At 60.4% G+C, this 18,420-nt stretch carries 21 protein-coding genes and 1 pseudogene; 9 read left to right on the plus strand and 13 right to left on the minus strand.

Going from position 1 to position 18,420, the window contains the following annotated elements:
* Nucleotides 1–38: 38 nt before the first annotated feature.
* The 4 genes from rpoD to rpsU form a co-directional block, all read right to left on the minus strand.
* Nucleotides 39–1,850 (minus strand): RNA polymerase sigma factor RpoD, encoded by a 1,812-nt coding sequence (gene rpoD, locus G533_RS0113290; RefSeq protein WP_027950373.1) that lies wholly within the window; start codon nucleotides 1,848–1,850, stop codon nucleotides 39–41.
* Between the two features lie 123 nt (nucleotides 1,851–1,973).
* On the minus strand, nucleotides 1,974–3,815 hold the full coding sequence (gene dnaG, locus G533_RS0113295; protein ID WP_027950374.1) for a DNA primase: 1,842 nt from the start codon (nucleotides 3,813–3,815) through the stop codon (nucleotides 1,974–1,976).
* A gap of 132 nt (nucleotides 3,816–3,947) precedes the next feature.
* Complete coding sequence (locus G533_RS0113300) at nucleotides 3,948–4,403, minus strand: GatB/YqeY domain-containing protein (RefSeq protein WP_027950375.1); 456 nt, start codon at nucleotides 4,401–4,403, stop codon at nucleotides 3,948–3,950.
* Between the two features lie 34 nt (nucleotides 4,404–4,437).
* Nucleotides 4,438–4,653, minus strand: coding sequence for a 30S ribosomal protein S21 (gene rpsU / locus G533_RS0113305; protein ID WP_027950376.1), 216 nt, complete (start codon nucleotides 4,651–4,653; stop codon nucleotides 4,438–4,440).
* Nucleotides 4,654–4,892: 239 nt separating this feature from the next.
* Here rpsU and tsaD point away from each other — a divergent pair, with 239 nt between their 5' ends.
* From tsaD to folK, 3 genes are all read left to right on the plus strand, one after another.
* On the plus strand, nucleotides 4,893–5,918 hold the full coding sequence (gene tsaD, locus G533_RS0113310; protein ID WP_027950377.1) for a tRNA (adenosine(37)-N6)-threonylcarbamoyltransferase complex transferase subunit TsaD: 1,026 nt from the start codon (nucleotides 4,893–4,895) through the stop codon (nucleotides 5,916–5,918).
* Nucleotides 5,919–6,047: 129 nt separating this feature from the next.
* Entirely contained in the window at nucleotides 6,048–6,410 is a 363-nt protein-coding gene (folB, locus tag G533_RS0113315; protein WP_027950378.1) for a dihydroneopterin aldolase, read from the plus strand.
* Nucleotides 6,407–6,922, plus strand: coding sequence for a 2-amino-4-hydroxy-6-hydroxymethyldihydropteridine diphosphokinase (gene folK, locus G533_RS0113320; protein WP_027950379.1), 516 nt, complete (start codon nucleotides 6,407–6,409; stop codon nucleotides 6,920–6,922). The genes folB and folK overlap by 4 nt, the downstream gene beginning before the upstream one ends.
* Nucleotides 6,923–6,926: 4 nt before the next feature.
* Here folK and G533_RS0113325 read toward each other — a convergent pair whose 3' ends face one another.
* Genes G533_RS0113325 through rsmA form a run of 4 tightly spaced genes read right to left on the minus strand, consistent with a single transcriptional unit; the run spans nucleotide 6,927 to nucleotide 10,203 of the window.
* A complete protein-coding gene (locus G533_RS0113325) occupies nucleotides 6,927–8,144 on the minus strand; it encodes a multifunctional CCA addition/repair protein (protein ID WP_027950380.1) in 1,218 nt (405 codons plus the stop codon).
* The gene (locus tag G533_RS0113330; protein WP_027950381.1) at nucleotides 8,141–8,977 is read right to left on the minus strand and encodes a symmetrical bis(5'-nucleosyl)-tetraphosphatase; all 837 of its coding nucleotides are present in this window, start codon (nucleotides 8,975–8,977) and stop codon (nucleotides 8,141–8,143) included. Before G533_RS0113330 ends, G533_RS0113325 begins: the two co-directional genes overlap by 4 nt.
* A gap of 9 nt (nucleotides 8,978–8,986) precedes the next feature.
* On the minus strand, nucleotides 8,987–9,418 hold the full coding sequence (gene apaG, locus G533_RS0113335) for a Co2+/Mg2+ efflux protein ApaG (RefSeq protein WP_240472437.1): 432 nt from the start codon (nucleotides 9,416–9,418) through the stop codon (nucleotides 8,987–8,989).
* Entirely contained in the window at nucleotides 9,415–10,203 is a 789-nt protein-coding gene (rsmA, locus tag G533_RS0113340) for a 16S rRNA (adenine(1518)-N(6)/adenine(1519)-N(6))-dimethyltransferase RsmA (protein ID WP_027950383.1), read from the minus strand. The genes apaG and rsmA overlap by 4 nt, the downstream gene beginning before the upstream one ends.
* 157 nt (nucleotides 10,204–10,360) lie before the next feature.
* On the opposite strand from rsmA, the gene G533_RS0113345 reads away from it, so the two are divergent.
* The gene (locus G533_RS0113345; protein ID WP_027950384.1) at nucleotides 10,361–11,134 is read left to right on the plus strand and encodes an ABC transporter permease; all 774 of its coding nucleotides are present in this window, start codon (nucleotides 10,361–10,363) and stop codon (nucleotides 11,132–11,134) included.
* The gene (locus G533_RS0113350; protein WP_035528134.1) at nucleotides 11,131–11,856 is read left to right on the plus strand and encodes an ABC transporter ATP-binding protein; all 726 of its coding nucleotides are present in this window, start codon (nucleotides 11,131–11,133) and stop codon (nucleotides 11,854–11,856) included. The genes G533_RS0113345 and G533_RS0113350 overlap by 4 nt, the downstream gene beginning before the upstream one ends.
* Here G533_RS0113350 and G533_RS0113355 read toward each other — a convergent pair.
* Entirely contained in the window at nucleotides 11,798–13,129 is a 1,332-nt protein-coding gene (locus G533_RS0113355; RefSeq protein WP_027950386.1) for a Wzz/FepE/Etk N-terminal domain-containing protein, read from the minus strand. The genes G533_RS0113350 and G533_RS0113355 overlap by 59 nt on opposite strands.
* Entirely contained in the window at nucleotides 13,126–14,229 is a 1,104-nt protein-coding gene (locus G533_RS0113360) for an MraY family glycosyltransferase (RefSeq protein ID WP_027950387.1), read from the minus strand. Before G533_RS0113360 ends, G533_RS0113355 begins: the two co-directional genes overlap by 4 nt.
* A 140-nt stretch (nucleotides 14,230–14,369) precedes the next feature.
* Between G533_RS0113360 and G533_RS0113365 the strand changes: the two genes are divergently transcribed.
* Complete coding sequence (locus G533_RS0113365) at nucleotides 14,370–14,867, plus strand: transcription termination/antitermination NusG family protein (protein ID WP_027950388.1); 498 nt, start codon at nucleotides 14,370–14,372, stop codon at nucleotides 14,865–14,867.
* Nucleotides 14,868–15,063: 196 nt separating this feature from the next.
* On the opposite strand, the pseudogene G533_RS25145 reads toward G533_RS0113365, so the two are convergent.
* The 3 genes and pseudogenes from G533_RS25145 to G533_RS25155 all read right to left on the minus strand — a co-directional run.
* Nucleotides 15,064–15,195, minus strand: a pseudogene (locus tag G533_RS25145) (GDP-mannose 4,6-dehydratase); the annotation flags it as partial.
* Nucleotides 15,192–15,341 (minus strand): GDP-mannose 4,6-dehydratase, encoded by a 150-nt coding sequence (locus G533_RS25285; protein WP_338035406.1) that lies wholly within the window; start codon nucleotides 15,339–15,341, stop codon nucleotides 15,192–15,194. The gene G533_RS25285 and the pseudogene G533_RS25145, both read right to left, overlap by 4 nt.
* Before the next feature lie 219 nt (nucleotides 15,342–15,560).
* Nucleotides 15,561–15,755 (minus strand): GDP-mannose 4,6-dehydratase, encoded by a 195-nt coding sequence (locus G533_RS25155; protein ID WP_240472438.1) that lies wholly within the window; start codon nucleotides 15,753–15,755, stop codon nucleotides 15,561–15,563.
* Between the two features lie 288 nt (nucleotides 15,756–16,043).
* Here G533_RS25155 and G533_RS0113390 point away from each other — a divergent pair, with 288 nt between their 5' ends.
* The 3 genes from G533_RS0113390 (at nucleotide 16,044) to G533_RS24835 (ending at nucleotide 18,259) form a co-directional block, all read left to right on the plus strand.
* Entirely contained in the window at nucleotides 16,044–16,379 is a 336-nt protein-coding gene (locus G533_RS0113390) for a MarR family EPS-associated transcriptional regulator (RefSeq protein WP_027950390.1), read from the plus strand.
* Nucleotides 16,380–16,516: 137 nt separating this feature from the next.
* Nucleotides 16,517–17,749 carry an oligosaccharide flippase family protein gene (locus tag G533_RS0113395; protein WP_027950391.1) on the plus strand — a complete coding sequence of 411 codons (1,233 nt, stop codon included), beginning with the start codon at nucleotides 16,517–16,519 and terminating at the stop codon, nucleotides 17,747–17,749.
* Nucleotides 17,750–18,010: 261 nt separating this feature from the next.
* Nucleotides 18,011–18,259 carry an LbetaH domain-containing protein gene (locus tag G533_RS24835; protein WP_158413422.1) on the plus strand — a complete coding sequence of 83 codons (249 nt, stop codon included), beginning with the start codon at nucleotides 18,011–18,013 and terminating at the stop codon, nucleotides 18,257–18,259.
* The last annotated feature ends 161 nt before the right edge of the window (nucleotides 18,260–18,420 follow it).

Here is an 18,420-nt window from a genome sequence, read left to right on the forward strand (position 1 = left end):
GGCGAGCCGTCCATGGCCCGTCGCGACAGCCTTGCGGGTTACTCGTCCAGGAAGCTGCGCAGATAGTCCGAGCGTGTAGGGTGGCGCAGCTTGCGCAGTGCCTTGGCTTCTATCTGGCGGATTCGCTCGCGGGTCACGTCGAATTGCTTGCCCACTTCTTCCAGCGTGTGGTCGGTGTTCATGTCGATGCCGAAACGCATGCGCAGCACCTTGGCCTCCCGGGCGGTCAGGCCCGCCAGTACATCCTTGGTGGCTTCTTGCAGCCCCTGGCCCGTGGCGGCCTCGATGGGCGAGCTGATCGTGCTGTCCTCAATGAAGTCGCCCAGGTGCGAGTCTTCATCATCACCAATGGGGGTCTCCATGGAAATGGGTTCCTTGGCGATCTTCAGGACCTTGCGCACTTTGTCTTCGGGCATATCCATGCGCTCGCCAAGCTCTTCCGGCGTGGGCTCGCGGCCCATTTCCTGCAGCATCTGGCGTGAAATCCGGTTCAGCTTGTTGATCGTCTCGATCATGTGCACCGGTATGCGAATGGTGCGCGCCTGGTCGGCAATCGAGCGGGTAATCGCCTGGCGTATCCACCAGGTGGCGTAAGTGGAGAACTTGTAGCCGCGGCGGTATTCGAACTTGTCTACGGCCTTCATCAGGCCGATGTTGCCTTCCTGAATGAGGTCGAGGAACTGCAGTCCCCGATTGGTGTATTTCTTGGCGATGGAGATCACCAGGCGCAGGTTGGCCTCGACCATTTCCTTCTTGGCGCGGCGCGCACGGGCCTCGCCCATGGACATACGGCGGTTGATGTCCTTGATTTCGTTGACCGACAGGCCGCACTGCTCTTCCACGGCAATAATGCGGCGCTGCAGGCGCAGAATGGTGTCCTTCTGTGCGATGAGGCGCGGAACATAGTCTTTCTTGCCCTTCGTCTGCCGCGTGATCCACTTGAGATCCGACTCGGAGCCCTGGAACGAGGTAATGAAATCCTTGCGCGGCATGCCACAGTCGCGGATAGCGATGGTCATGATCTGGCGTTCCTGCTCGCGCACGGCAGTCAGCACCGCGCGCGGCGACTCCATCAGGGGGTCGAACACCCGCGGTGTCAGCTTGAAGAACTTGAACAGCTCGCCCAGCTTTTCCATTTCCTTGATGGTGGTTTTGTCGTTGCGGCCTTTGGCAGCAATCGCCTTCTCGGTTTTCGTGAACTGGCGCTTGAGGGCCGTGAAGCGCTTTTTCGCTTCTACCGGATCGGGGCCGGACTCGGTCTCCTCATCGGAATCGTCCTGATCGTTGTTATTGTTGCTTTCTGCCACTTCGGCAGCGGACGGCACGTGGTCTGCCGGGTCAAGATAGCCGATCATCACGTCGCCGAGGCGGCGCTCTTCGCGAGTGACCTGATCGTATTCATCGAGAATCTGCTTGACGGCGCCGGGGTAGTGGGCGAGGGCCGCCATCAACTCGCGGATACCTTCTTCGATGCGCTTGGCGATCACGATCTCGCCTTCGCGGGTAAGCAGCTCAACGGTGCCCATTTCGCGCATGTACATGCGCACGGGGTCAGTGGTGCGGCCGGCTTCTGTTTCCACGGCGGCGAGTGCCGCAGCGGCTTCTGCCGCGGCGATGTCATCGGCAGAGCTGTCGCCTTCGGTCATCAGCAGTTCATCGGCGTCCGGTGCCACTTCGAACACCTGGATACCCATGTCATTGATCATCTGAATGATGTCTTCAACCTGATCCGGATCCGAAATATCCTCCGGCAGGTGGTCGTTGACTTCGGAGTAGGTCAGGTAGCCCTGATCCTTGCCTCGGGCGATAAGATCCTTGAGCCGGGACTGCTGTTGGGCGGCGTTGGTCATTCGGCGGACACCTTCGAATAAAATACAAAAAAAACGTAGCCGGAAATTATAGCCGGAACGGAGCCTCCCCTCCAGTGCAATCCCCGGTAATAATTGCAGCGCGTTCACGTGGGTGGCGAGGATTCAGGACTTCTTGCGTGCCTCATCGAGGCGCTGTTTTTCCTTGAGCAACTCCCGGAGTTGCTGCTTGTCCGCTTCGCTCATGTCAGCGTAGTTGGTCGCTTTCAGTTTGTCGACCCGAGCCGACAGCTTGCTGCGCTGGGGCCGCTGTACCAGCGTCGCCAGGGTATCGGTGAACTGTTTTTCAATCCCTTCGCGCGGGATCAGGCGCTCCTCTCCCGCCAGCCTGCTCAGCAGTTCACCTTCGGGCGTACCGTACCAGTGGCCCAGCAGCATGGCGGTATTGGAGTCGGGGCGGCGCTGCAGCAGGTCCAGCAGCTCGCGCAGCAGCACGATGTCGTCGCCTTCCAGCGCTGTCAGTGGTTCCAGTTCCACGCGCGGCGCGATATCCGGTTGGTGCAGAAGCAGGGCGATGGCGGCCTGGGCCAGGTTCGAATAGCCCAGCGGCGCACGGCTGGTGGGGCTGCGCTGCCGCGGGCCCCGGTTCCCCGTCTCCCCGCTCGGCGGAGGCTCTTGCGGGGGCGCGCTGGAGGGCGGTGGCGGCGCCTCCAGATGCATCAGTTCGGCCACGGTGAGGCCGGTGCGCTCGGCGAGGGCGCGGAACATGAGTTGACGGAACACGCCGTCCGGGAGCTGGCGCAGCCAGGGAAGCGCGAGTTTGCTCAGGCGTGCGCGCCCTTCCAGAGTGGCCGTATCCAGACCTTCGCTCACCGCGTCAAACAGGAACGCCTCCAGCGGTGTGGCGCGCTTGACCAGCTCGCGGAAGGCCTCGCTGCCGAGCTTGCGCACCAGTGTGTCCGGGTCCTCGCCCTCATCCAGGAACAGGAAGCGCGCCTGACGGCCGTCTTCCATGCACGGCAGGACGGTCTCCAGTGCGCGCAGTGCCGCCTTGCGTCCTGCGGCATCGCCGTCGAAGCAGAACACCACTTCCGGTGTCAGCCGATACAGCCGCTCGAGGTGGGTCTGGCTGGTGGCGGTACCCAGAGTCGCTGTGGCCTGGGTGATATCGTGCTGCGCCAGCGCGATCACATCCATGTAGCCTTCCACCACCAGTACCCGCTCCAGCTTGCGGTTCGCCTGGCGCGCCTGGTAGAGCCCGTAGAGCTCGCGTCCCTTGGAGAAGACCGGGGTTTCGGGCGAGTTCAGGTACTTGGGCTTGTCGTCGCCGAGCACCCGGCCGCCGAAGGCGATAATGCGGCCACGCTGATCCCGGATGGGAAACATGACGCGGTCCCGAAAGCGGTCATAGGTACGCCCGGCCTCGTTCTGCACCAGCATGCCGGCCTCGAGCAGCAGTTTGCGCTGCTCCTCGCTGTTGCCCAGGGCCTGCAGGAGGTTATCCCAGCCCGGCGGGGCGAAGCCCAAGTCAAAGCGCTTGGCAATCTCACCGGTAAGGCCGCGCTGCTTGAGGTAGGTGACGGCGCGGCTGGCGTCGGGGTGGGTGCGCAGCTGCTTCTGGTAGTAGCGTGCGGCCTGTTCCAGCAGCGCATACAGTGGCTTTCCGGTCTCCTCGCGGCTCGGTTGCGAGCTGCCCGGGCGTGACTGCTCCCGAGGTACTTCCAGGCCCAGGCTGCCGGCCAGCGTCTCCACCGCCTGGGGGAAGTCCACATTCTCGTAATCCATGACAAAGCCGAGGGCATTGCCGCCGGCACCGCAGCCAAAACAGTAGTAGAACTGCTTGTCGGGGTTGACGCTGAAAGAGGGGGTTTTTTCCTCGTGAAAGGGGCAGCGGGCGCTGTAGTTCTTGCCGGTTTTCTTCAGTTTCACCCGGCGGTCTATCACCTCCACGATATCCACGCGGTCGAGCAGGTCGTCGAGGAACTTTTGTGGAATGCGTCCGGCCATCAGAGGGTCAGCAGTGCTCAGTGTAGCCGGCCATTGAAGCACGGTGGCAGAGGCTTGTCAGCGGTGTGCAGGCGGACGGGCCGCAATGCGGACGCTAGTTTCGGGTATGGGCCGGGTCGGGGTGGCAACCGCTCAGGCGGTCAGGCGCGCCTTGACCAGCTTGCTGACGGCGCCGACATCAGCGCGGCCCTGCAGTTGTGGCTTGAGCTCTGCCATCACGGGCCCCATGGCCTGCATGCCGCTGCCCTCGGCGCGGGCGATGGCGGCATCGATCAACTCGTCGAGCTCGGCTTCGCTCAGCTGGCTGGGCAGGAATTCCTGGATAACAGCAATTTCCCGCTCTTCCTGGGCGGCGAGCTCGGGGCGCTCGGCTGCTTGATACTGCTGCGCCGAGTCGCGGCGCTGCTTGATCATTTTGTCGAGAACGGCGAGGGCGCGGGCGTCATCGATTTCGATGCGCTCGTCAACTTCTATACGCTTGAACTCCGACTGTATCAGCCGGATAGTGCCCAGGCGCTCCTTGTCACGTGCCTTCATGGCCGCTTTCATGGCGGCCTTGACGGTATCAGTGAGTGTGGCGCTGCTCATGGGCGAAGGTGCCTGGGTGCTGCCGGGGAGGGGATCAATACAAGCGGACGCGCTTGCGGTTTTCCCGTGACAGCTTCTTCAGGTGGCGCTTTACAGCAGCGGCTGCAGCGCGCTTGCGGGTGGTTGTGGGCTTCTCGTAGTGCTCACGCTTGCGCACTTCAGCCAGTACGCCAGCTTTTTCGCAGGAGCGCTTGAAACGGCGCAGGGCGACGTCAAAGGGCTCGTTTTCCTTCAGTTTGATATGCGGCATTAACTCTTTACCTGTTTCGTCTGCTCGTGGCCTGCACGCCCGTTCCGGGGGCGTTGAGCCGTAAAAGGTCGCGCATTCTATACCCATGTGACGGTATTTGCAAAGCCCGGTGAGGCGGGTTTCGGGCGGTTTGGCAGGCCCCGGGGTTGCCAACCTGCGAGCCACGCCGGGTGCAGTGCGCCTCGCGCCCGCGCCGGCAACCCGCTATTATCGCACCCTGCCAAAAACAGGGAGCGGCAATGCGAATTCTGGGCCTCGAGACCTCCTGCGACGAAACCGGCGTGGCCATCTTCGATACCCGGCGTGGGCTGCTGGCGCACGCCCTGTTCAGCCAGGTGGATATCCATGTCGAGTACGGTGGCGTGGTGCCGGAGCTGGCGTCGCGTGATCACGTGCGCAAGGCGCTGCCGCTTGTGCAGCAGGTCATGCAGGACGCGGCAACTACCCCCGAGGAACTGGATGGCATTGCCTACACGGCGGGCCCCGGGCTGGTGGGGGCTCTCATGGTGGGTGCCACCCTGGCCCAGACACTGGCCTGGTCCTGGAGCATCCCGGCGCTGGGTGTGCATCATATGGAAGGGCACCTGCTGGCGCCCATGCTGGAGGACGAGCATCCGCAGTACCCGTTTGTCGCCCTACTGGTCTCCGGGGGGCACACCCAGCTGGTGCGCGTCGATGGTATTGGCCAGTACCGGTTGTTGGGTGAATCGCTTGACGATGCCGCAGGTGAAGCCTTTGACAAGGCGGCCAAAATGCTCGGCCTGCCCTACCCCGGCGGTCCACACATTGCCCGCCTGGCTGAGTCGGGCGACGCGGCGCGCTTTGATTTCCCCCGCCCCATGGTGAATCGCCCCGGTCTCGACTTCAGCTTCAGTGGCCTCAAGACGTTCACGCTGAACACCGTGAATGCCTGCCGCGACGAGACCGGCCTGACTGATCAGGACAAGTGCGATATTGCCCGCGCGTTCGAAGAGGCGGTTGTCGCCACACTGGTGATCAAATGTCGTCGCGCGCTGGAGCAGGAGGGGCTGTCAACGCTGGTTATGGCGGGTGGTGTCAGCGCCAACCGCAACCTGCGGGCACAGTTGCAGGCTGCCCTGGCGAAGTTGGGCGCCCGCGTTTTCTACCCGGCCCCACAATTCTGCACGGATAATGGCGCCATGATCGCCTATGCCGGCGCCCAGCGGCTGGCGGCAGGGCAGATGGACGGCCCCGCCACAACTGTGCGGCCGCGCTGGCCGATGACCGAGTTGGCCCCGCTTTAGTTTGCACCTGGCGGGCGGTTACTGGCCCGGCGCCTTTGATGCCAGTATCATGCCCTACTGCATTTTCAAGGCCCTCACTATGCCCCGAGATACTTGTAGTCGCCCCTGCGCGGCGCCGGAACAGCCCCGGTGGTAGACATCGTCTTCATCCGCGAACTGCGCGCCGACGCCGTTATCGGCGTTTACGATTGGGAGCGCGGTATCCGCCAAACTCTCCTGATCGACCTCGAGATGGCCTGGGACAACCGGCCGGCCGCCGAGGGTGACGCCATCGCGCGGGCGCTGGACTACGCGGCGGTGTCGCAGCGGGTGATTGACCTGGTTGAAGCCTCGCGCTTCGAGTTGCTGGAAGCGCTCGCCGAGCAGCTCGCCGAACGGGTGTTGGCGGAGTTCGCCGTACCCTGGCTGCGCCTGCGGGTGTGCAAGCCCGGCGCAGTGCTTCAGGCGCGCGATGTGGGCGTGTTGATCGAGCGCGGGGTTATGCCGGCGTGACGCAGGTGTTCCTGGGGCTCGGCAGTAATATAGAGCGTGAGCACTACCTGGTAGCCGGCCTGGATGCCCTGCAGGCCCTGTTTGGTGCGCTCGAGCTGTCGCCGGTTTACGACAGCGCGGCCATCGGTTTTGATGGCCAGCCTTTTCTGAACATGGTGGTCGCGGCAGACACAAGCCTGCCACTCGCCACCATGGCGGCGCGTCTGCGGCAGATCGAGACTGAGCACGGACGCCCTTTGCACGCGACCCGCTTTTCCGCCCGACGCCTGGATATTGATATCCTCACCTACGGTGATCTCGTGGGTGAGCACGACGGTATCAACCTGCCGCGCGGGGAGATTCTGGACAACGCTTTTGTTTTGCGCCCCCTGGCCGAACTGGCGCCGACCGCCTTGCACCCGGGCAAAGGCCTGAGCTATGCGACGCTCTGGCGCGGCTACCAGCAGCAAAGTCAGACACTGGTGCGGGTGGATTTTGCCTGGCAGGGGCGCTGGATATCGCGGGCAGAGTAGCTGCTTATTTGCGCATGTCGTCGAGCAGCCGGGTCTGCTCCGCCGCCAGCGCCTCGCCGATGGCCTTGCCACTGAGCCCTTGCGCCACGAAGCCTTCGGCGCTGACCGACTGCGCCCGGCGCAAGGCTTCGCGCAGATAGTCCGCCTGCGGATAGGCTTTCAATTCACTGCCGGCACGCCCGCGTGCGTCTGCTTCACAGGCCGCCAGAAAAGCGTCGAACCGGTCCGGTTGACGCAGTGCGCCGGTGCCGCGCAGCAGTTTGAGCAGCGTTTTGCCGCGCAGTTCCTGCGCGCGGTGGCAGAGCAGGTGAAACTCACAGACCTGCAGGGCCAGGTCCCGGTACTGATTGGGCGCGCGTAAGCGCTCACAGACATCGCGCACCAGGGCGATGCCGCGCTGCTCGTGTGCGATATGCCGCGGCCACTCGGCCTGTGGTGTGATGCCCTTGCCGAGGTCGTGGAGCAGGGCGGCAAAGCGCACGTCGGCGGCCGGGCTTAGCAGCGCCGCCTGTTGCAACACCATCAGGGTGTGCAGGCCCGTATCGACTTCCGGGTGGTACTGCGGGCTTTGCGGCACTCCGAACAGGGCGTCCACTTCGGGCAACAGGGCACGCAGCGCGCCGCAGTCGCGGAGTACGGTAATAAAGACGTCGGGGCTGCGCTCACCTAGGGCTTTCTGCGTTTCTACCCACACGCGCTCCGCCGGCAGGTGCGCCAATTCGCCCTGACTCACAATCTCCGTCATCAATTCCAGCGTTTCCACCGCCACCGAAAACCCGAGGTGGGCATAGCGGGCGGCGAAACGCGCCGTGCGCAGTACCCGCAGCGGGTCTTCCACGAACGCGTCGGACACGTGGCGCAACACACGCTGCCGCAGGTCCTCTTGCCCGCCATAGGGGTCAATAATGTGGCCTGCTTCGTCTCGGGCCATGGCATTGATGGTCAGATCGCGGCGAAGCAGGTCTTCTTCCAGCGTGACCGCGGGGTCGCAATGCACAGCAAAGCCGGTGTAGCCGTGCCCCTGCTTGCGCTCTGTGCGAGCCAGTGCGTGCTCTTCCTTTGTTTCAGGGTGTAGAAACACGGGGAAGTCCTTGCCCACCTGTTGATACCCTTGGTCCAGCAGGGTCTCCGGTGTCGCTCCCACCACCACCCAGTCGCGTTCGCTGCAGGGGTAGTCCAGCAGCGCATCGCGCACCGCACCGCCGACCAGATAGATGTTCACTTGCGGCAGCGGCCGTTCTTGCACGGGCAGCAGGTGCGCTCGCCGGTATCCAGGTTGTACAGGGTCATGGCGCCCCCCCAGACGCAGCCGGTGTCGAGACCAATCGTGTTCGGGCTGTCAGTTGAACCCTCGATGGATGCCCAGTGCCCGAAGATGATCTTGTCCCCCGCTGTTTTGCGCGCCTTGTGACTGAACCAGGGAGAAACCTTCTTGCTGTCGGCTTCGGGCCGCGGGTTGGGGATGGGCCCTTTGCTGACCAGGTCGAGAACGCCCTTTTTGGTGCAGTAGCGCATGCGCGTCAGGTAGTTCGTGATCACCCGCAGTCGGTCCATACCCTGCAGATCATCCGACCACACGGCCGGCTCGTTGCCGTACATGGCGGCAAGAAACGCGATGCAGTCCGGGCTCTGCAGTACCGCCTCCACTTCCCAGGCACGGTGCATCGCGTCTTCCACACTCCACTGCGGGGGGATACCCGCATGCACCATGGTGTAACCGTGCTCGTAGTGCAGCAGGGGGCGGTGCGCCAGCCAGTTCATGAGCCTGTCGCGGTCCGGTGCGGCGAGAATCTTGCCCAGCGTGTCAGAGGGTGAGGGCGATCGCACCCCGGCGGCAACCGCCAGCAGGTGCAGGTCATGGTTGCCCAGCACCATCACCAGGTTGTCGCGCATATCGTACAGGAAGCGTAGTGTTTTCAGGCACTTGGGCCCGCGGTTGACGATGTCGCCGACTGACCAGAGCACATCGCGGTCGGGGTTGAACTGCACGCGCTTGAGCAGGTGTTTGAGTGGCTGCAGGCACCCCTGGATATCGCCGACTGCATAGGTTGCCACCCCGGAACCTCAGTTCAACGCGGTCGGGGTGTGGAGGGTGAAGGCGCGAATCGGCACATCAAAGCGGTGGGAGCTGTCCACTTTCTGTTCATGCCCTGTGGCAACGACCATGGTGTAGCTGCCCTCCATGAAACCCACCGGCGTGGCGAGCGTTGTGCCGCTGGTGTAGCGGAAATAGGCTCCCGGCTGTATCACCGGTTGTTCTCCAACCACGCCCTCTCCGCGCACTTCCTGCTGGCTGCCATCGGCGTCAGTGATGATCCAGTGCCGCGAGAGCAGTTGTACCGGCTCACTGCCCGTGTTGCGAATCGTGATGGTGTAGGCAAAGGTGTATTGCTGGTCCGCTGGGCGGGAGTGGCGAGCAAGATAGCTGGTGACCACATCAATGTTCACCAGAGTGGGGTCGAAAGTGCCGGGTGCGTTGGTTTCCATGCTTTTCATTCGTCGCTCAGGTGGTTGGCCAGGCGTATAAAGTCCAGCAGCTCCAGCGTTTCGGCGCGCGCGCCAGGGTCGATCCCGAGCTGCTCCAGGTCATGGTCCGCGAGTATACCTTTTAAATTGTTGCGCAGGGTTTTGCGGCGCTGGGCGAACGCGGACTGAACAATGCGGCGCAGGCTGCCTTCCTCACACTCTGGCCACGGCGATTGTTGGTACGGGGTTAGCCTGACGATGGCGGATTGTACTTTCGGTGGCGGATAGAAGGCTTCCGGCGGCACATCGAACAGGTGCTCCACCGCGCAGTGGTATTGGGCCATGATGCCGAGGCGCCCCCAGTGCTTGTTGCCCGGCGCAGCGGCCAGACGGTTGACGACCTCCAGCTGCAGCATGAAATGCATATCCTGCACCAGCGGCGCGAATTCCAGCAGGCGAAACAGCAGTGGCGTGGAAATGTTGTAGGGCAGGTTGCCCACAACGCGCAGCGGCACGCCATCGCGCGCCAGCGCCGCGAAGTCGAAGGCCAGTGCGTCTGCGCTGTGCAGCTTGAAGCCGGGGTAGATGCTGAAGGCAGCGAGCAGGCCCGTGGTCAGGTCGCGGTCCAGCTCCACCACGTCGAAGCGTATGTCGCGGTTGATCAGCGCCGCCGTCAGTGCACCCTGGCCGGGGCCGATTTCCACCACGTGTTCGCCGGCCTGTGGATGTATGGCGTTGGCGATGCCGGCGATGACTCCGGCATCCTGCAGGAAGTTCTGGCCGAAGCGTTTGCGGGGCGTGTGGGCAGTTTTCATGGGGGCATTGTACGGGCCCTGCGCACCAAAGTGTACGCATTCAGGTTGTGGCGCATCGTGCGCCCGGGGCGGTCCGGAGCACGCCCAGCAGTCGCGCACATCACGTGCAGCGGCTGCTATACTGCCGCCCGTTATCCATGAGCTACCCGATGTCCGCATGACACTCTCGCACTACGCCACTCTCATCGACACCATGGCGCGCCTGTCCCTGAAGGCCGATGCCTCGCGTTATTTTTTCGGCTATATCTGGTGGGTGTTGGAACCCCTGCTGTACGTGCTGGTGTTCTATGTGGTGTTCGAGCTTATCTTGCAGAACCGCAAGGAAGATTTTGTGGTGTTCCTGATGTGTGGCCAGCTGGCTTTTGTCTGGTTTTCCAAGTCATTGAACCAGGCGTCGCGCAGCATTCTGGGTAGCAAGGGGCTCGTCGGCCGGGTGGATATTCCCAAAAGCCTGTTCCCCCTGGCCACCATTCAGGAGGGCCTCTACAAACAGGCGGCTGTTTTCCTCCTGCTTTTTGTGGTGCTCTTTGCCAAGGGCTATACGCCCTCCCTGGTGTGGGGCTGGCTGCTGCCGGTGATGCTCGTGAATTACCTGTTGATTGTAGCCTGTTCCCTGTTCGCGGCGTATCTCGTGTGCTGGGTGTTCGATTTCCACGTGTTCATATCAATGGCGACGATTTTTCTCATGTTTACGTCAGGCGTGTTCTGGGACCCGCGTGATCTGGACCCCGCCATGACGCACTGGGTGCTCACGCTGAATCCGCTGGCGTTCTTGCTCGATGCCTACCGGCAGATCATGCTGGCCGAAATAGCACCCAATGCGGTGCACCTGGCCATTGTGGGCGGTATTGCGCTGCTGGTTGCCCTGGCGGGGCTGTTTTTGCTGCGTCGCCACAGCCGGTTCATTGCGCTGCGGGTGATCACCTCATGAGCGGGCAGCCGATGCTGGAGCTGGTGGGGGTGTCGCACCACTACATGGCCCGCAAAAACAGTTTTGATCACGGACTGCACCATGTACTGGACAATGTTTCGCTGTGCGTGATGCCAGGGGATACCCTGGGGATTGTCGGTCGCAACGGTGCCGGCAAGACCACCATGCTGCGCCTGATGGCCGGCATTATCGAGCCTCGCCAGGGGCTGATCCGCCGCCGTGCGGGGGCCAGCTGCGCACTGCTCAGCCTGGGGCTGGGCTTCCAGGATTCCCTCTCTGGTCGCGACAATGCCCTGCTTTCCGCCATGCTGCAGGGTGTGAGCAAACGCGATGCTCTGGCCAGCCTCGACGAGATTCGCGAGTTTACCGAACTGGGTGACTCCTTCGAGGAGCCGGTGAAAACCTATTCCTCGGGTATGCGCGCCCGGTTGGGGTTTGCCAGTGGCCTGCTCACGCGCGTGGATATCCTGCTGATTGACGAAGTGTTGAGCGTGGGGGATGCGCAGTTTCGCGACAAGGCGCTGGGCGCCATGCAGCAGCGCCTGGGCGGCGAGCAGACTGTCGTGTTTGTCTCGCACGCCGAAGGTCAGCTGAAGGCGCTTTGCGACCGGGCGGTGTGGATTGAACAGGGGCAACTGCGCGCTGAGGGTGCCCCTGAAGAGGTTATTGCGCAGTATCGGCAGCCGGTGGGGGCTGGCGGCGGTTCTGCACGGCAGCCATAACCAAAGCTATTAATATGCCGAGCATTGTGCCCGCAATGAGTGCAATCGCCACCGTCAGTGCCTTTTTGGGGCGGATTGGCGTTTTGCGCGCAACAGCTTCTTTGTCCACTCTGGCCATTTTTACATCGGCGTAGCTTGCCGCAAGGAAATTACGCAACTGGGTGATTTCCGCGCGCAGAGCACCGGTATTCTCGGCTAGTGCCTCGTAGTTTTCTCGGCCTTGCAGCAGCTCAATGCGGCGATTTTTCTCCAGCAGATCCAGCTGCTCCTGCAGATCTCGCAGGCGTGGCTCCATGTGAGCATCCGACGTTCTTTGTTCCAGGGCGGCAAGTTCGGCCTCCAGCATACGGCTGCCGCGCAGATAGAGGGGGTCCCGTGTGCCGTCTGAAAGCTCCGCCCGGAAAGCCACAGATTCATTGCCGCCGTCGCGGTTTGACATCATGTGCATTGTCACGGGGTCCTCAATTCCGAGGCTCTGAGCAATGGCCAAGGCCTCTTGCAGCTCGGTGATTTTGTCCAGTCGCAATTGACGGGTTTTACGTGTTAAGGCGGCAATCTGGTCTTGCAGGTCCCTCCGGCGCAGTTCATCCGCCTCTTGTAGTTGCACGACCGTGTCCTGATCGTTCCTCTTAAGCTCGTCAGCGCCGAGGACAATTCGGGATTCCAACACCCGGATGCGGGTCTCCATGACTACCCGCAAGTCATCCAGCACGCCTGCACGCGCTCTACTCCGTGCGGCGGTCGCAAGCGCATTGGAGATATCGGCGGCGAACTGGTTGTCAGCGTGTTTAAATGTAATAGTTGCTGTGGTTTCGGCTAAAACATCATTTTTGCCCGAACCGTCAACCTTGGTCGAAGAAGCCGGCAGAAAGTTGAGCAGAAAGTATTGTTCAGCTAGCGCATCGCTACGAGCGTTTGAATTGAGAAAGCGCTCCTTGAATGCATCAAAAACCTGCCGTTGCGTGCTTATGGCCCGCGCTTCAAAGATTACGCGGCCAAAGGCTTCTTCAGGGCTAAGTGTCAGCTGACCGGTTTCGTTGATGGCTGCGAGCTGCGAGGCGAGAGGGGGGCGCAGGCGGGCGGAGGATTCGTACACAGGGGTGGTAAGCAAAAGATAGGCTGCCGCGAGCGCGAGCGCCACCGCGATAACGGCCAGTACCACCCACTTGCGCCGCCACAGGCCCACGACGAGCTCGAACAGGTCGATTTCGTCATCGGCCCACGCGGGCGGCGGTAGCTGCGATAGCGAAGGATGGTTGCCGGGTTGCGTCATGCGTTGTCCGTGGGGTTGAGTTCAATGGTGACCTTGTTTATTGAAACCTGCTGCGTCCGTTTGCTCGCTACATACCAAGCCTGACTCATGACGATAGAGTACAGGATAAAGGCACCCACCAGAATGCTGAACTGGTAGGATTCCGGCGTGTTCGCCCTTGCCAGCATCAGGCCGAGAAGAGGGATGGAAGCACCCACGCTACAGATCAATAGCAATGCTCGCTTTTCCGACAATCCCAGCGCCCGCAGCAGGTGGTGGATGTGAGTATTATCCGCTCGGATCGGGGATTTGCCGCTCTGTAGCCGGCGCAGTGTGGTAAAGGCCATGTCGAACAAGGGCAGGCCGAGGAGGTACACGGCGGTTATCGGCTGCAGATAGCGAACCTGGCCGATCTGGGCGGACGTAACGGATAGGGTCAGGGCTACAACGATGAAGCCCAGCAGCTTGGAACCCGCGTCCCCCAGGAAGGATTTCGGGATGAACGGCGCCAGCCCCAGGTTGGAGATGAGGAACGCCACCAATGCGGCGCTCACAACAATCGTAATCAGGCCAGGCGGCAATCCGCTGAACAAGTGGAAAGCAAAAATCGTGATCAGTACGATTATTCCCAGCAGGCCGTCCATGCCGTCTAGCATGTTGTAGGCGTTGATCACAACGAAGATGATCAGCACGGTGAAGGGGTAGCTGAGCCAAGCGCTGAGTTTGACCTTGCCCAGCCCCGCGAAATCGCCCAGGTTGGACAACCGCAGCTCCAGGCTTTCGATCAAAAACAGCGCCACGCCGATTTCGGCCAAGACCCTGGTAAGCACGCTCAGATTGTAGCGATCATCCAGTATTCCCAGTACCACCAGCATGCCCCCGGCCGCCAGGAAAACATAAATTATGTCGGTTCTCAGCCCCTCGTTGCCCCCCTGGGTCTGCCCCCAAAGGAGAGTGGCCACCAGCAGTGCCAGGTAGATGGCGATGCCACCGACCAGCGGGATGGAGCCTTCGTGCTGTTTGCGGTGATTGGGAGCATCTACTAATCCCAGGCGCGTGGCAATGGGGCTCAGGGCCCAGATGCAGAACAGCGTCAGGCAGAAGGCTAGCGTGGCTTGCATTAGCGTTGGTGACATGGGGTTTTGGGATTCTGACCGTGGAGAAAAGATACAGCCGGGTTTGTGAAAAGACCAACACAGTATGTTTGTAAGTCACCGGCAGATACAGGAGAATCAAGAGATTTAGGCAGAAACCTGACTGCATGACTGACTCTGGCCGACAATGGTATGCGGTGGCGACGCGCCCGCGCATGGAGGTTTCTGCCCGCGCGAATCTGGAGCGACAGGGTCACGAGGTGTGCCTGCCGGAGATCCGACTGCGCAAGCGGCGGCAGGGGCGCTGGCAGGAAGTGACTGAGCCACTGTTTCCGGGCTATCTTTTCGTAGCACTCGATCTGGAAGCTGATAACACGGCTCCGATCAGATCCACTGTGGGGGTGCGAAGCCTGGTGCGCTTCGGGTTGCGTAGCCCGCCCATGCCCGCCGGGAGCGTGGAGATGTTGCAGGACAATGTCGGGGCCGCAGGCGAGACCCCCTTGGCTTTTGTCGCGGGCGATTCCGTGCGGATTGTTCGGGGGCCCTTTGCGGGGCTTGGGGCGGTGTATCAGATGCGGCGGGGAGAGGAGCGGGTGCAGGTGTTGCTGGCGCTGCTGGGGCGGGAGCATGTGGTTGGGGTGGAGATTGATGATGTGGAGCTTTAACTTTCTCGTTTCCCGATGGCTTGCCATAACGTTGTTCAGCAATTGGTGCGTGAGACAGCCGAAGGTCCTCCGCAGGCGGCGGCGATGTCGTCGACGTGGAGCACCTCACGCAGCGGGGGCCGGAGCCCCAGACCACCACCTCCGCCGGGCGGAAATAGCGCGGGTCCACCCACGCAATCACTGCCCCCGGCGCTAGGGCCGGCGCATTGCTGCCAGTAATGCTGGTCTCCTTCAGCCCTACACCTTCAAAGCGAAGCTCTAAGCCCAGCTCCGCGGCACTCCAGCGCACGAACTCGCGCACGGAATACTGCAAGCCTGTGGCGATCACATGGTCCTTCGCGCGGTCCCGCTGCAGGCGTACATCTCATACGCCTTGCGGTAGTTGACCGTGATCCAGTAAGCGTACAGCTTGGCCACCGCATAGGGCGAGCGAGGGTAGAAGGGCGTCGTCTCGTCCTGGGGCGTCTCCTGCACCAGCCCTTAAAGCTCCGACGTCGACGCCTGTTAAAAGCGCGTTCTGCGCTCCAGCCCCAGCAGGCGGATCGCCTCCAGGATGCGCGGCGTGCCCATCGCCTCTATAGCCGCCGGATGCTCCGGCGCCTCGAAACTCATCGTCACCTGCTCTGGACGCCAGGTTGTAGACCTAACCCGGCTGCAGCTGCTGGATAATGCGGTTGAGGCTGGAATAATCCGTCAAATCACCGTCGTGGAGAATAAAGCGCTGGTTGTCGGCATGCGGATTCTGGTGGATATGCGCCAACTCTGGGAATTGTACAGCAAGGTTCGGCGCTCGATGACGTGAACGTCGTAGCCTTTTTCGAGCAGGAGCTCTGCCAGATAAGAGCAGTCCTGCCCGGTAATGCCAGTGATGATTGCTCTGAATGCCAAGGTCGGACTATGCGTGAATATGATCAGGGGGGGCTTGTCGGCTGAGAATCTACCCCCTCATCCGTTGAAAGAAAGCGTCAGCTTGCACAATAACCAAGCTAGGTTACCATCGGGCGCAGTCGATAGCATGCTGTGCTTGCAATCCCTGCAATCCCTCGCTAGCCTGTTCAGCGACTGAACAATGACATCTAAAAGCTGGGCAGAGCACTACCTAGGGAACGCCAGTAAATGATGCATTCTCTGCGGTAGCCTGCCCGCTCCTGCGGCAACGCACCCAATAAAACCAATATGAGTCAGACGGAACAAGATCTTAGAGTGCTGCGACTGCTTCAGGGCCAGCCCGATATCACCCAGCGACAGATGGCCAGCGAGCTAGGCATCAGCTTGGGTGGCCTAAATTATTGTCTGAGGGCTCTGGTGGAGAAGGGCTGGGTGAAGATGGACAATTTCAGCGGCAACCCGAACAAGCTGAAATACGCCTACCTCCTGACGCCCAATGGCGTAAGGGCAAAGACCCGCCTTACCGCGCACTTCCTCAAGCAGAAGCTGGCGGAGTACGAGGCGCTGAAGGGGGAGATTGAGCGCCTCAAGACCGAAGTCGCCCAGCCCCGCGGCAGCAAATGAATCCACAAACTTCCGGGTAAAGGCCACGATGCATCACAAGGCACCAGAACAAACAGCCGTCGTCATCATCGGCTTCTCCCCTTCATGCTGGCTAAGCTTTTGATACGAAGCTTAGACGACTGCCATAAAGTGCAATCATGAGCTTTCGTGCTCTACTCAACAATGCATTCTGGTCTGCCTTCAGCCATTTGCTGCAACGTGGCAGCTTAATGCTATGTAGTATTATTCTCGCTCGGAGTCTGACGACTGAAGGGTTTGCTTCTTACAGTTACTTTCAGATGACAGTAGTAATGTTATCCACTTATGCCGCGATGGGCTTTGGAGTTGCCGCCTCGCGCTTTTTCGCTGAGATTGGCGCGGACGAGCAGAGCTCGGTTTTGCCGCCGGTGGGGTTGCTCGTAGCAATTTCAACTTTCATGTCCATAGCTGCGTTCTTTGCGATTTTGATGCTACCTCGCGCGTTGATCGATTCCGGCTTACCGGTTCCTCATTGGTTAATCGCTATCGGGGTTGCAGTCACTGTATTGGGAATCGTCCCGGGGGGGGGGATTCTAGGATTAGAGAAATACCGACAGGCCAGTCTGGTTTCGTTATTTTCAGCGTTCGCTATGCTTTCTTTTACAACTTTAGCTTCAATTCAACAAGAGCCGACGCTTGGAATGTTGGGAATTGTTCTCGGGCTGTTAATTCAAATTGTTGGCCAGTATATCGTGATCTTCCAAACCACCGGCATATCAGTTTTCGCGAGCACTTGCAGGTGGTCTTTGGCTGAAATACATAAAATCCTTTGGTTCGCTGGCCCGATGTTTTTGGTCTCGGTTTTGAGTGGGTCAATCGCCTGGATCGTTGGACGGCTGATTTTTGCCGCTAGTGGAGAAATAGAGTTTGCCCTTTACTCTATTGCCCTACAGTGGTTCGCATTAGGGTTGTTCCTGCCAGGCATGGTATCCAAAGTGCTACTTCCTCGCCTAGTGCGCATCGGGGAAAGTGATTTCCGACAGGTGGTGCGAAGGGGCACAGCAATGGCTGTGGTTCCGGCCGTGCTTTTCGCCTTCTTCGGATTGTTGTTCGCGCCATGGCTTATTCGCCTCTACGGCAGCCAGTACAGCAGCTTTGCTTATGTGATTCCCGCATTTTTGGCAGTCGCCGCTCTCAATGCACCCATTAACACTATCGGAAACGCAATTGTAGCCAAGAATGGCCAGCTACATTGGTTGTGGTTCAGTTGCATCTCATTTATCTCACTAATGGCTTGTTTGATCATTGCTCCTGCTACAACCACGTTCTGGGCGATATTCGCACACGGTGTCGCAGCTTTAACGATGCTCACCGTGGTTCTGATCCACGCGAAACGAAAAAGATTAATTTGACAAATGAAGAGCTCCAGACTCTATATCTATCATTTACTCACAGCGCTAATGCCTCCCACGCGGCTTTTCGCAGTAAAGAGGAAGCTCTTACGCTGGGCTGGTGCTACGATTGGAGAAAATGTCCGCATAGTATCCAGTGCAAAATTTCTCCTCACGGGAGACCTAGAGATCGGAGATGGAACCTGGATAGGCCATCAGGTAATGATAGTAGGGGGGGGCGCGAGCGTACGAATTGGATGCGATGTTGACATCGCGCCGCGAGTGACGCTTATCACTGGCAGCCACGAGCTATACAACATCCCTGGAAAAGCGGCAGGGCAAGGTCACTCAAAGTCGATTTCTATCGAAAACGGCGTTTGGATTGGTGCGGCATCTACGATTCTTGGCGGCGTAAGAATTGGTAAGGCAAGCATTGTGGCTGCTGGTACCTTGGTTCGTAGCAATATTCCAGATCGCGAGATTCATGCAGGTGTGCCAAATAAACCGATTGGGCATGGACCAGCATTCTAGTGAAGGCGCCCAACCCATCACTTGGTGCATGCTTATTCGTCGCTATTGCAATATTGATGCGAAGCGCCACGGAACCCACCGCGAACCTCAGTTACTTTATGCTTGGTGGTTATGCTCTTGTAGGAAGAGCGCAAGCTATTCAAGCCCTGTGCCTCTCTTGG

It is taken from the genome of Haliea salexigens DSM 19537 (genome assembly GCF_000423125.1).
In the GTDB taxonomy this organism is placed as follows: Bacteria; Pseudomonadota; Gammaproteobacteria; order Pseudomonadales; family Halieaceae; genus Haliea; species Haliea salexigens.